Consider the following 12831-nt stretch of genomic DNA (forward strand, 5'->3'; position numbering starts at 1 on the left):
TAAGAGCATTTTTACAGAAATTAGATGCGAAATCCCAACGAAACTTTTATCCTAACAAGGTTTTTTAAAGGAAGTTGAATATGATCATCAAACCTAGAATTCGTGGATTTATCTGTACTACAACGCACCCTGTTGGTTGTGAAGCTAACGTAAAAGAACAAATTGCGTACACCAAAGCGCAAGGTCCAATCAAAAACGCACCTAAGCGTGTTCTTGTTGTTGGTGCATCAAGTGGCTACGGTCTATCTTCTCGTATCGCTGCGGCATTTGGTGGCGGTGCATCAACTATCGGTGTTTTCTTCGAAAAAGAAGGTACTGAGAAGAAACCAGGTACAGCAGGTTTTTACAATGCCGCTGCTTTTGAAAAGCTAGCGCGTGAAGAAGGTCTGTACGCAAAAAGCTTAAACGGCGACGCTTTCTCAAATGAAGCGAAACAGAAAACTATCGAGCTGATCAAAGAAGACTTAGGTCAAATCGATATGGTGGTTTACTCACTGGCATCTCCAGTACGTAAAATGCCAGAAACTGGTGAATTAGTTCGTTCATCTCTTAAACCTATCGGTGAAACTTACACATCAACGGCTGTTGATACCAACAAAGATGTGATCATCGAAGCTAGCGTTGAGCCAGCAACAGAAGAAGAAATCAAAGACACTGTCACGGTAATGGGCGGTGAAGATTGGGAACTTTGGATCAATGCGTTGTCTGATGCTGGTGTTCTTGCTGAAGGTTGTAAGACCGTCGCGTACAGCTACATTGGTACTGAGCTAACTTGGCCAATTTATTGGGATGGTGCACTAGGTAAAGCAAAAATGGACCTAGACCGTGCAGCGAAAGCGCTAAACGACAAGTTAGCAGCAACAGGCGGCAGTGCCAATGTTGCGGTACTTAAATCTGTTGTAACTCAGGCGAGTTCTGCAATTCCTGTTATGCCACTGTATATCGCAATGGTATTCAAGAAAATGCGCGAAGAAGGTGTGCACGAAGGCTGTATGGAACAAATCTACCGTATGTTCAGCCAACGTCTATACAAAGAAGACGGTAGCACGGCAGAAGTTGATGAGATGAACCGCCTACGTCTGGATGACTGGGAACTTCGTGACGACATTCAGCAGCACTGTCGTGAGCTATGGCCTCAAATTACGACTGAGAATCTAAAAGAGCTGACTGACTACGTTGAGTACAAAGAAGAGTTCTTGAAACTATTTGGTTTCGGCGTTGAAGGCGTAGATTACGAAGCGGATGTGAATCCAGCAGTTGAAGCAGACTTCATTCAAATCTAATCGAATCACAGACTAGATAACCAATAAACAAAAGGCGCTCATTGAGCGCCTTTTTATATTTCATAGTCAAAGTGAGTATTAACTTAGTATTATCAGAATCGTACCAGCTAACGTCATTAAAATATTCGCAATCGCATAGGTACCCGCATAACCAAGGGCAGGGATGGTGGACTTAGCGTAGTCGTTAACGACATCCATAGCCGGAGCGCAAGTACGGGCGCCAATAATGGCACCGAAGAGCAGGGCACGGTTCATCTTGAGTACGTGTGCGCCAACTAAGTAAGCCAGAACTACAGGCACAACACTGACAATAAATGCCAAACCAATGACTTTTGGTCCTACTTGCGTTAGGTGCTCGAACATCTTTCCACCTGCACTTAGACCAATTCCGACCATAAAGAACATTAACCCTAGATCTTTGACCATATTCAGCGCCCCTTGTGGGACATAACCGAAAGTAGGGTGATTTGCTCGTAAGAAACCAAGCGTAATACCGGACAACAGAAGACCCACCGCATTACCCAAACTGAAAGACACCTGACCGAACGTCATTGTGATGAGGCCAAACAGAATACCCAAAATAAAGAAGCTACAAAAAGCGAGCAAATCGGCCATTTGACTGTGGATCGAGATGAAACCGATTTTTTCCGCCAGTCCATGTACTCGGCTTTTCTCGCCGCTCACTTGAAGGACGTCCCCTTTAGCGAGCACAATGTCTAAGTCCATAGGCATTTCAATCTGAGCGCGAACTACGCGGTTTAAGAAACAGCCAAACTCAGACAAATTCAAATCCGATAAACGCTTACCAGCGATAGCGTCACTTTTTACGACGATTTCTTCTTCAACGATGCGCAAATCAAGCAAGTTACGGTCGAATACTTCTTTACCATTACGGAAGCTAGGATCTAAGCGAGCATGGCTGTCAGGGAAGCCAACCAGTGCAATTTCATCTCCCTCTTGCAAGATAGCATCACCATCTGGGTGGGCGAGAATACCATTGCGACGGATTCGTTCAATGTAACAGCCAGTTTGACGATAAATACCCAGTTCTCGCAAGTTTTTACCATCAGTCCAGTCAATTAGCTCTGGGCCCACTCGGTAAGCTCGAATAATGGGTAAATACACTTTTCTCTGGCTTGAATTTCCAAGGCCACGCTCTTGTGCGATTTGCTGCGCGGAATCAGAAAGGTTTTGTTTTTGCAGTTTTGGCAACAATTTAGCAAACATGATCATGCTAATTAAGCCGACCAGATAAGCCATCGCGTAGCCTACGGATAGATTTTCTAATACCAGAGAAAATTCCATATTCCGCGGTATAGTCGCAAGGCCAGAGTTAAGAGCATCTTGTGCACCAACCAGTACTGGCGTTGCGGTCAATGCGCCTGCCATCATACCGGCGGATAAGCCAAAATCGAGGCCGAAATAGTGACTCAAGCCATACGTTAAGCTGACCGCAGACACGAGAACAGTCATGCTTAAAATAAAATAATGCTTACCATCTCTGAAGAATATACCAAAAAAGTTTGGTCCAGCTTCAATGCCAACGCAGTAGATAAACAGCATAAAGCCAATGGTTAAAGCTTCTGCATTAAATGAGAAACCAAGGTGGCCCATTACCAAAGAGGTAATAAGAACGCCAATAGAGTTACCTAGTTGTAATTTGCCAAATCGAATTTTTCCGATGGCAAGGCCAATGGCTAATACGACGAAGATTAGAAGGATAGGGTTTTGCTCGAGAAGGTATACGACGTCTATGTTCACTGTGTGGCTCGGTAGAGTGTGTGCCAAAAAAGATTAAGAACTGTGAATTGTAACTAAATATAGCAAAAAGATAAGTGAATTTTTTTAGGTTTTACCATTAGTTGACTTAACGTAATAACCAGCTGAAAAATAATAAAAAAGCCGCATGAAGCGGCTTTTTTGAAAACAGTCTTTATTACTCGTCAAATAGACCTAGGTGCTCTTTCGCGTATGCTTCGAACTCGTCGCAGCCACCGATGTGCTCTTGGTCGATAAAGATCTGAGGAACGGTTTCAACTGGTTTACCAACTGTTTTCTCAAGATCTGCTTTAGAAATACCTTCAGCGTGAATATCAACGTAACGGTAGTTGAAGTCATCACGTTTTGCTTTTAGCGTTTCTGCGTGCTCTTTTGCACGAACACAGAAAGGACATGCAGGGCGACCAAAGATAACAACGAACATAATCTTATTTCTCCTAAATCTATTCTTTTTTGAAAGCGTACAAAACATAGCGGCTGAGTGCGCTTTCTTTTGTTGGAGTAACTATGCCCGATCCAGATACGGAAATAAAGCGGCAATTACCTCTTGGTTCTATAGGTGAAATCTATCGAATAAAAACTAAACGCGCGTTCTTATTTTACGGCTCTGAAGTATGTGAAGTGACGCATAAAAAACATACATTCTAAAGGGTTAATGATGGCAAGGTGGAATTGGTCAATTTTTTTTGTTTAAAAAAATAGCAATCTATTTTGGCTATACGCAAATAACTTCAACTCTTACATAAGTGTTAAATCAGAGGGCGAGAGGTTATTTGGGTATATTCTTTTGGGAGGGTGTGTATGTTTCAGTTTATGACTGCAACAAGGATTATATTTGGTGAAGGTGCACTTCAATCTTCATTATCCGTTATTAACCAATTTGGCTACAGTGTTTTGCTGGTTACTGGGCAGGATACCCAACGAGCCGCCCCCATTATCCAATATCTTAAAGCTCAAAATATGCGTTACCAGCACGTAGCTATCGTTGGTGAACCATACATCACGATGGTAGAAGAGACCGCAGTGCTCGGTAGAAAATTCCAACCTGATATGGTGGTTGCGATAGGTGGTGGCAGCGTCATCGATATGGGCAAAGCCTTAGCTGCCATTATTCCCAATCAAGGCAATGTTTACGATTACGTAGAAGTGGTAGGAAGAAGCGTCCCTTTAAAAGCAAAGCCTCTTCATTTTATTGCAATTCCTACGACAGCAAGCACCGGTTCAGAAGTGACCAGAAATGCTGTGCTGAAATCTGGACAAGATAAAGTGAAAGTGAGTCTTCGAAGCCCTGATATGCTCGCAGACGTTGCCATTGTAGACCCGACACTTACTTACGGGACCGACCAATACACATCTGGACGTGGCGCAATGGATGCGTTCACTCATTTAATGGAAGCGTATGTGTGTGGTGAGCCAAACCCTCTTACTGATATGGTCTGCGAAGAGGGGCTACGCCGTTTAAGCCGTTCAGTGATTGCCGCTTGTAAGCAAGATAATCATAAGGCGCGCTCTGATTTATCGTTCGCTGCATTGCTTGGTGGTATGGCGATTACTAATGCCAAATTAGGTGCCGCTCATGGGTTAGCATCGGCGTTAGGAGGCAAGTTAGACGCCCCCCATAGCGTTATTACGGCTCGCCTAGCTCCGCACGTGATGCAGGAGAACATTAACGCCGCTAAACTCGCGGGTAGGAATGATGTGATAAGTCGTTATCGCAAGCTGGCCCAATTAGTCACTGAGCGAGTAAATGCTAACGAACACGATGGAATTCTTTGGGTAAATATGGTGCTAGATAAGTTAGCGTTACCGCTACTGGCTCAATTTGGAGTATGCCAAACCTCTTTTGAGCAAGTGGCGAATGATGCGCTTAAATCAATGGCAATCAAAGGGAATCCTTTACCTCTTAATCAGGAACGTTTGATACACATATTACAGCAAGTCTGTGATTGTAGCGGAGAGTGCGCAGCTGAGAGTGCACAACATGTCAGTTCTGTTGAAGTACTGGAATCAAGAACGGACTTATCGAGTGTCAACGACTTAGGGTGATTGCTCCCTTAGCAGCATTAAAACAAAAGGGGAGCCTTGAGCTCCCCTAGATAAAGTATTGACTAAGCTTTAGTGCTTAGTACTGGCTTAGTTTGTCATAGCGACTGTCTTTCAACGCATCTTTTACGCGTTTTAGGTTCTCACGGAAACCTGTACCACGGCGAAGAGTGAAGCCAGTTGCTAGCACATCAATCACTGTCATTTGTACAACTCGGCTTGCCATTGGCATGTAAACGTCGGTATCTTCTGGAATATCGAGCGTGATGGCCAGCGAGCTTGCCTTTTCTAGAGGAGAATCCTTCGCTGTAATCGCAATAACCGTTGCGCCATTTTCACGAGCAAGGTTCGCTATTTCTACCTGACTCTTTGTTCGACCGGTATGAGAAATAAGAACCACAACATCATTATCACTGCAGTTGATACAACTCATGCGCTGCATAACAATATCTTCAAAACAAGTAATTGGAATATTAAAGCGAATAAACTTGTTTTGTGCGTCTCGGGCAACAGAAGATGATGCACCAAGGCCAAAGAATGAAATGCGCTTCGCTTGCGTTAGCAAATCGACCGCACGGTTCACTTGCATTGGATCTAGGCTATTTTTCGCGACATCTAAACACGCCATCGTCGATTCGAAAATCTTATGGGTGTACGCGTCTGGGCCATCGTCTTCTTCCACATTACGGTTAACGTAAGGGGTGCCGTTGGCTAGGCTCTGTGCCAAGTGAAGCTTAAAATCTGGAAAGCCCTTGGTGTCCAGACGACGACAGAAGCGGTTTACAGTGGGCTCACTAACGTCGGCCATTTTAGCCAGCGTTGCAATGCTTGAATGAATTGCAGTTTGTGGAGACGCCATAATTACTTCCGCAACTTTGCGCTCTGACTTACTGAAATTCTCCAGGTTTTTTTGAATTTTTTCTAATGTATTCATAGTGTTCACGAGGGTATAGAGAACAACTCGCTGGCTCTGCTAACGAAAGGAAACACGAAGATTCCGGAGTAGAGTGGGGCGTTAACGAAAACAACCAGCGCCATAGAATCAGTATAAACCTGATCTTCAATCAGTCTAAACCAATAACGGGTACTATTTAGTGAGAATTTGACAGGCCTCAAACAAAATGTTGTAAAAACTACAGAATTGGATGTGTAAACGAAGTTTTGTTGCGCTAGTCGCACGATAATGATGTTTGAGTTACATCAAAACGAAAAAAAATTTCAAATTGATGTAACTCGATCTGGCCGTTAAGACGATTGAATATCAACAACCAGCTGTTGAATTCTTTTCATCAAATTTGGTGCTTGCTTGGCGATTTCGCGTTGTTCATCAAGCACTGAGCTCAAAATTTCTTTTGTGGTCAGTGGATTTGCCAAAACCACTCGAAACACTATCGTATTCATGCGTTGCCATTGGTCTGGGTTCAGTCTTGTACGTGAAACGAACGATTTGCCCGTTTCGCGCTGACGCTTTTGAATAAACTGTGTTAACTCATTGATCAGCTCATTCAGTTGTTCTTTTTGTGAGCCTTCTGCTTGTGCTAATGCTTCACGGATGAATGGCGGCAAATAACGGTATGTGAGCAGACAAAGCTCTGGTTCAGAAACTAACTCGAAATCATCTTGCTGTTTGATTAAATCCGCAAAGTATCGAGCTTTTTCAATGCTTTGGTCAATCAGAAGCTCGTAACCTGGGCGACTTATGATGTGCATTGCGGCGTAGACCAACATCGCCATGCCCGAACGTGAGCCTTCTAGTGTATGGCTGCCTAGGTCTTTTGAACCTTTGCGCAATATATATTGAGCGTGATGCTCTATGGATTTCATTGCGTCAGGGTCTTTGAACAGAACCATACCAGCGCCCATCGGGATATAGAGCTGCTTGTGTGCATCAATAGTTACTGAGTCTGCCATTTCCACACCTTTAAGAAGATGACGGTGATGGTTAGACATAAGTGTTGCGCCACCCCATGCGGCATCCACATGGAAGTGACAGCCGTGGGCTTGGCAGACTTCAGCGATTTCAGGCAATGGATCAACATTACCTGTCTCTGTTGTGCCTGCCACACCAATAACAGCAATAGGCTTGATATTTTGTTTTTCGAGCTCAACAATTTTCGCTTTCAGGTCGTTGACAATAATACGGTTGTTGGCATCGGTTTTAACCGCAACCAAGCCCTCTTGGCCTAGCCCTAATACATCGGCTGCTTTCTTAAGGGAGTAGTGACCACGCTCAGACACTAGCACCGCTAAGCCATCATAGCCATAGTGCTTCATGGCTTTAAAAAGGCCTTCCTTCTCAACGCCTTTAAATGAGCCATTGGCTCTTAACGCTTTGTTACGTGCTACCCAAAGCGCAGTGATATTGGCAATGGTGCCGCCGGAACAAAATGCGCCTAATGAGTGGTTTGCACTGTGCATCCACTGATTGTAAAAAGTATCATTCTGACCATATATCAAGCGATGCAGCATACCCAAAACTTGACGCTCAAGTGGCGTAAAGGCTTTGGAAGTCTCTATTTTTACCAGGTTTTGGTTTAAGGCGATCATGATCTTTGACAGTGGCATCAAGAAATAAGGCAGTGCCGATGTCATATGACCAATGAAGCTTGGTGAAGATGTGTGAACTGAGTGCGACACCAAAGTGTCGAGTAAGTGCTCTGTATGATCTGACACGAACTCTGGCTGCTCAGGAATCTGAGCAGAAGAAAAGTCTTTTTCGATTTCGCGTAAAGGCTTTTCTTCTGCCACGATGTGTTCACGAAGAAATTGATTTAGATTTCGCGAGAGGCTCTCGTCAATTTTAGTTAACGTTGAGTCCGGACCTTCTGGGACAGTGAAGATCTTTAGCAAGCTCTCAAAGCTAACATCAGCGGTTTTTTGTTCCTTAACCATAGCAAAGAATCTTTGTAGTTATTTTGGTAATGCGAGCGGCACAATCTAAACTAAAACGGGCGCAAAGTCCCGTTTTAATTGTTGAAACCCAAGTTGTAGAAATGAAAATTTTAGGTGAAGGTTACGATATTCACATTAAAAAATTCTAGATTGAGTACGTTAAAACATTCTAGTGTTTTCGAATGCTAATCAACGACTAATGCGAGCAATCTTAGTCACATTTCTGCTTTTCAATCTTTTCTATTGACTGATTGTACTTATTAAGTGCGGTATCAATTTGTTGGGGATGACTAAGCAGATCAGCGAATGCTGAACGAAGCTCGTAGTTTTTTGGATGGTTAGTTGATTGACGGTCGCTAAATGTCTGTTTTGCAACTTCACCTAACTTATCGCTTCGGGTCGCTAACTGCTTAACGTCATGTTGCTCTAGTTTTAACCATGCTTCGATTGGCTGTTCCGTCGCAACGCGGCTAGGGTCGTTCTCTAGAAAGTAGTGAACCGCTTCGCGGTTTAATTCAAAGTGATGTTTACGTCCATCCAAGAACCATTGACTAACTTCTTTCAGATCTGGATATTGGGTAACCGTCAAATCAACAAGATCTTGATACCACTGTAGTGAGGCATCGACGTAGCCATCGTATTTGCTAGCAAGACATTGTTGATCTGCGGCAAGCGTAAAAGTTGAGCTTGTAGCGAGGAGCGCTGCAACGACAAAGCGTTTCATTCTTCTTCCTTCTGGCTGGTTGTTATCCCTTTATTAACGCAATGCACATCAGTTGATGTTTCTCCCTTCTTTCTATTTGGTCGTGACAAATCGTTGGGCTGAATGACGAAAAGAAAGAGGGGTCTTGCCAAAAAATATTGACCACTTTGACGTTAACTGGGTATTTAAATTTTTGCCGTATTGTAATGGATGTTAAAACGAAAACCTGAGATCTAGCTAGCAAGTGATACAAAGAAAAGCATCATAACTGGTACCAATAAACTCAAAATAAAGCCGCTAACGATAGCAACAGGAACGCAACGCACACCACCGGTGGTTTGAATAACGGGTAGGGTGAAGTCCATTGCTGTTGCACCGGCATAACCAATTGCGGTGCACGGATAGCTACGAATAAAGAGAGGAATGGCAACCAGTGCGACTAGCTCTCTCATCAATTCAATCAAGAACGACGCGCCACCAAATACCGGACCAAAAGCGTCACCCATTAAAATACCTGCGAGGGAATACCAGCCAAAACCTGAAGCCATTGCGAGTGCTTGATAAAGAGGAAGATCCAAAAGCACCGCTGCAAGAACGCCACCAAGCATACATGTTGCGATGACAACAGCCGCAATGGCCATTCCTTGTTTATTTAATAGGATTTGACGCAGAGTAAGTCCACTATTGCGCAGCTGAATACCAATAAAAAATAGAAGTAGAAAGAGTATCCATTCGCTTGCTGTATCTACCCAACTCAAATCAATGGGTAACAGCAGGCCAACCACTAACCCTCCGCCAACGACCACGATAAGCTTAACAGACTCTAAAGCCATCGAAGATAACGGTAGTTTCTTTTGATTCTGATTGGTCTGGAGTGGAATAATTTTATCAATAATAGGCAGAGCCAACAGGTTGCAGGCACTTAGACACAAAAAAAACGTACTCGCATAGAGGAGAATACTTTGTAAGTTGCTACTTAAATTATCGAGCGCCGCTAAGCTAAGACCCATCAACGACAAAATGACGTAAATAAGGTAGGACGTTGACTGATTGATCTTCTCCAATAACGAAGATCGAGATATAGGAATTAGATACCCCACCACAAGCGGAGCGAAAATAAATAGCATCCCTGAAAACATAAAGCTCAATGATTCCTTTTTGAGATAACATCAACACGCATAAATCAAATTATCTATCGGTTGAAATTAAAGACATTTCACCACACACAGCTCAGCCTTGAGCGAATCGTTTTATCACGGATAAGGTATTATCAGAAAGCGATAAATTACAAACCGCTAGCATTGAGTACAGCACGGATTTGATCATTGAAGTCAGTATCACTCATGTTACTAAGTTCATACAAGACTTCTGCACCAGTTAAGTTGAATTCAACTTCATGTTCGTCAATGCGTTCATCGTGATTGCGGAACATCAATAAATGATGCGCAATTCTAGCGATGTCGAGATAACTCACTTCTGGTCGCGTTAGCTCGTATTTTTCATTTGAGGATACTTCTCTGAAGTCGTTGTCAAACCCCCAACGCTCAAGTACCAGTTTACTTGTGGCAGAACAACGTGTTTGGAAGATCTGCAATGCAATATCTGGGTCTAAGTAATTACCCCTATCTAAGTACAAGTGGTACTCATTAATTAGGCAAAATAACCCTATATCGGCTAATAGACCGACCAATAACGCCTTTTCTTGCTCTAGATGACCATAAGTGCCTGGCTCGTGGCTACGAAACGATTGAACCAACATCACCATGACGGCACCGAGCTCACGAGATATCGCGGCACTCTTCACCAAGATGGCATTGCATTCTTTAGTGAGATTAACTGAGTGTTTAAGTTGCTCGATCGCTTGTGCGGTAACAATATCACGTACACGAAGTATTCCGAGACGAGATACCGCTGTAGTTAAGTCGTTGCAGGTGATATTTCTGCGATTGAAAATCACAGAGTTAGCGACTCGTAAAACGACCGCTGCTAATCCGGGATCTTCCAATAAACAGTTAGCAACATCGGCAATCGTGGTGTGTTCTTCGACACATAACTGCTGAATTTTAAGCACGACATCAGGAATAGGAGGTAACGAAATCTTACCCGTGGAGATGGACTGTTCTACCAGCTGAGCAAACTCGGATTCCAGTGCGTTTATAAGCTTATCTTTATTATTTGGCAGCCAAAAAAATGATAAATGTTCCATTGTGACGCTGTACTTGAGATCTTTCGTACAGTGTACCCTTACAGCGTATTCTTTATCAATTAAATGCGTATTATGTGCCCGTAATTGCCAGCGAGATCATAATGATGGCGCGTTTTAGGCATGCTATGCGTCAAAAAAATATCACCACACGAACAATAAGTGTGAAACTAATCACGTATGCAGAATTTATACTTTTTTATATGTGACCTATGTCCTAACTTATTTTTCAACGTTAAGTATGATTAAGCAAGTTGGTGAGCACAACTCACAAAAATATCGCCAACAAATCGACATTTATAATTCGCTATAAGCTGCTGTTTATCTGGTGACATCGCTAATCGGGGTAATTTATTCAGATTAAAGAGGTCAATGGACATGACAGACCAAGCTTTTTTAAATATGTACGCACCTTCAGTGAGTACCAAAAACGTTCTATGTTCGGTGGTATTGGTTTATTCACCGATGATGCTATGTTTGCGCTTGTCAGCAATGATTGCTGCTACTTACGTGGTGGTAATGGGCTAGATGAAGTGTTTACTCAACTGAGCTGTGAGAAGTATAAGCACGTCAAAAAACAGACGACGGCAACCGTAAATTATTATGATGTAACCGATTTATTCGAATCCGGATATGTAGGGCTTGATGAACTGGTACAGAAATCAATTGAATACTCAATTAAGGAACGGAAATATCAAAAGTCCTCTGCCAGTAGACGCTTAAGAGACTTACCCAACATGCAACTAACCCTTGAACGTATGGTCAAGAAAGCCGGTGTTGATGACGTAGAAACCTTTTTAGAACTTGGACCTGTAAAAGTCTTCAACAAAGTTAAAACGGCTTACGGTAATGATGTTGATGTAAAGCTACTGTGGAAATTTGCTGGTGCAACTGATGGCGTACATTGGAAACTGATCCAAGAGCCGCGTAAAAAACAGTTATTGGCACTGTGTGACTAAGCGAAGCTGATCGCACAATGATTGACTCGTTTCGATGGAGTTAGCGGGTCGTAAAGGCAAGTGTGAAAAGCGGAAAAAGGACGTTGAAGTTTTTTACCACTTCATTGAGTTAGTCATTAAATTAGACAAAAAAACCGAGGCAGAGACCTCGGTTTTTGTTTTTTTAATTTGCTCTTTTCTTACAGCACAAATCTTAAAACTTAAAACGCGTAGTGAACATTACCTGATCACCGTAAAAATCGTTGATACGTGCTTCAGCACCCAAAGAGAAAAGCTCTGTTGAGTGGAATCGAGCGTAGGCAGAGCCAGTCCAATCGTCATCGTTATCGATAGAAACGTAGCCGACTTTGCCGCCTACTTCTAATTGAGGGCCCAACCATTGACGAACACCTAAGTTAAGCTCCATACCAACATCTGTGCTGCTCTCATTCGAAGGTTGCACAACGCGCATTAGCATTTCACCAGTAAGATCTGCCCAGTTGTTTAGCGGAGAATGGAAGCCAAAGCCTGCAGCTGAGTCAAAATCACTTTCAAACTCAGAGTCAATACGAGCAATCACATGCGCGTTCGGGTGAATTGATTTGCTGAATCCAGCACCAAATGTCACAGGACTTGCGCCAATACGTGCTTCGAAATAGTCGTAGCTAAAGTTGCTCATAGTTGCTGGCGCATTGCGATCGTTTGCAGCTAGGGCATGGCTTGATGCCACTAGTAAGGCAGCGGCTAATAGTGTTTTACGCATAACTAACGATAAACCTTGTTCATTATTTCCATGGATTCAAGCAACCACTTGAACCGTAATCTGATTTGTCCGACATCATAATAAAAAGGAAGGTCGACGACCAACAAAAATGTGTCGATGTTTTGTCAATTAACTTAATAGTTCCTTGGTTTAAGCAAAAACTACGCCATATACGTAGTGTCCGAGAATTTCACTCGGACAAGTAACGATGTTTTTCTAACCTCGTT

General features: G+C 43.0%; 10 protein-coding genes and 1 pseudogene. 3 read left to right on the forward strand and 8 right to left on the reverse strand.

The genetic code is table 11. From position 1 onward, the window contains the following. Positions 1-80: 80 nt before the first annotated feature. A complete protein-coding gene (gene fabV / locus R7O12_RS06015; RefSeq protein WP_213907849.1) occupies positions 81-1283 on the forward strand; it encodes an enoyl-ACP reductase FabV in 1203 nt (400 codons plus the stop codon). Between the two features lie 78 nt (positions 1284-1361). On the opposite strand, the gene R7O12_RS06020 is transcribed toward fabV, so the two are convergent. Beyond that, entirely contained in the window at positions 1362-3044 is a 1683-nt protein-coding gene (locus R7O12_RS06020; protein ID WP_005378028.1) for an aspartate:alanine antiporter, read from the reverse strand. A gap of 175 nt (positions 3045-3219) precedes the next feature. Then, positions 3220-3486, reverse strand: coding sequence for a GrxA family glutaredoxin (locus tag R7O12_RS06025; RefSeq protein ID WP_005378026.1), 267 nt, complete (start codon positions 3484-3486; stop codon positions 3220-3222). A gap of 377 nt (positions 3487-3863) precedes the next feature. Between R7O12_RS06025 and R7O12_RS06030 the strand changes: the two genes are divergently transcribed. Next, entirely contained in the window at positions 3864-5108 is a 1245-nt protein-coding gene (locus tag R7O12_RS06030; protein WP_017820842.1) for an iron-containing alcohol dehydrogenase, read from the forward strand. Positions 5109-5184: 76 nt separating this feature from the next. Here R7O12_RS06030 and R7O12_RS06035 read toward each other — a convergent pair whose 3' ends face one another. From R7O12_RS06035 to R7O12_RS06055, 5 genes are all read right to left on the reverse strand, one after another. After that, positions 5185-6039 carry a MurR/RpiR family transcriptional regulator gene (locus R7O12_RS06035; protein ID WP_005378021.1) on the reverse strand — a complete coding sequence of 285 codons (855 nt, stop codon included), beginning with the start codon at positions 6037-6039 and terminating at the stop codon, positions 5185-5187. 311 nt (positions 6040-6350) lie between these two features. Continuing rightward, positions 6351-7997 carry a pyridoxal-dependent aspartate 1-decarboxylase PanP gene (panP, locus tag R7O12_RS06040; protein WP_005378019.1) on the reverse strand — a complete coding sequence of 549 codons (1647 nt, stop codon included), beginning with the start codon at positions 7995-7997 and terminating at the stop codon, positions 6351-6353. Positions 7998-8208: 211 nt separating this feature from the next. Next, the gene (locus tag R7O12_RS06045) at positions 8209-8721 is read right to left on the reverse strand and encodes a hypothetical protein (RefSeq protein ID WP_017634875.1); all 513 of its coding nucleotides are present in this window, start codon (positions 8719-8721) and stop codon (positions 8209-8211) included. A 212-nt stretch (positions 8722-8933) separates the two neighbouring features. Further along, a complete protein-coding gene (locus R7O12_RS06050) occupies positions 8934-9839 on the reverse strand; it encodes a lysine exporter LysO family protein (protein ID WP_005378011.1) in 906 nt (301 codons plus the stop codon). 146 nt (positions 9840-9985) lie between these two features. Continuing rightward, a complete protein-coding gene (locus R7O12_RS06055; protein WP_025766846.1) occupies positions 9986-10906 on the reverse strand; it encodes an HDOD domain-containing protein in 921 nt (306 codons plus the stop codon). Between the two features lie 369 nt (positions 10907-11275). On the opposite strand from R7O12_RS06055, the pseudogene R7O12_RS06060 reads away from it, so the two are divergent. Beyond that, a pseudogene (locus R7O12_RS06060) lies at positions 11276-11862 on the forward strand (TfoX/Sxy family DNA transformation protein). A 193-nt stretch (positions 11863-12055) separates the two neighbouring features. Here the strand turns inward: R7O12_RS06060 and R7O12_RS06065 are convergent. Beyond that, positions 12056-12604, reverse strand: coding sequence for a hypothetical protein (locus tag R7O12_RS06065; RefSeq protein WP_005378006.1), 549 nt, complete (start codon positions 12602-12604; stop codon positions 12056-12058). Between the last annotated feature and the right edge of the window lie 227 nt (positions 12605-12831).

Source organism: Vibrio sp. Vb1574 (assembly GCF_033338675.1).

What these genes read in the sequence shown, in the direction of transcription:
- R7O12_RS06035 (WP_005378021.1), bottom strand. Translation starts at nt 6,039, where the DNA reads ATGAATACATTAGAAAAAATTCAAAAAAACCTGGAGAATTTCAGTAAG.
- R7O12_RS06065 (WP_005378006.1), bottom strand. Translation starts at nt 12,604, where the DNA reads ATGCGTAAAACACTATTAGCCGCTGCCTTACTAGTGGCATCAAGCCAT.
- fabV (WP_213907849.1), top strand. Translation starts at nt 81, where the DNA reads ATGATCATCAAACCTAGAATTCGTGGATTTATCTGTACTACAACGCAC.
- R7O12_RS06045 (WP_017634875.1), bottom strand. Translation starts at nt 8,721, where the DNA reads ATGAAACGCTTTGTCGTTGCAGCGCTCCTCGCTACAAGCTCAACTTTT.
- R7O12_RS06025 (WP_005378026.1), bottom strand. Translation starts at nt 3,486, where the DNA reads ATGTTCGTTGTTATCTTTGGTCGCCCTGCATGTCCTTTCTGTGTTCGT.
- R7O12_RS06050 (WP_005378011.1), bottom strand. Translation starts at nt 9,839, where the DNA reads ATGTTTTCAGGGATGCTATTTATTTTCGCTCCGCTTGTGGTGGGGTAT.
- R7O12_RS06055 (WP_025766846.1), bottom strand. Translation starts at nt 10,906, where the DNA reads ATGGAACATTTATCATTTTTTTGGCTGCCAAATAATAAAGATAAGCTT.
- panP (WP_005378019.1), bottom strand. Translation starts at nt 7,997, where the DNA reads ATGGTTAAGGAACAAAAAACCGCTGATGTTAGCTTTGAGAGCTTGCTA.
- R7O12_RS06030 (WP_017820842.1), top strand. Translation starts at nt 3,864, where the DNA reads ATGTTTCAGTTTATGACTGCAACAAGGATTATATTTGGTGAAGGTGCA.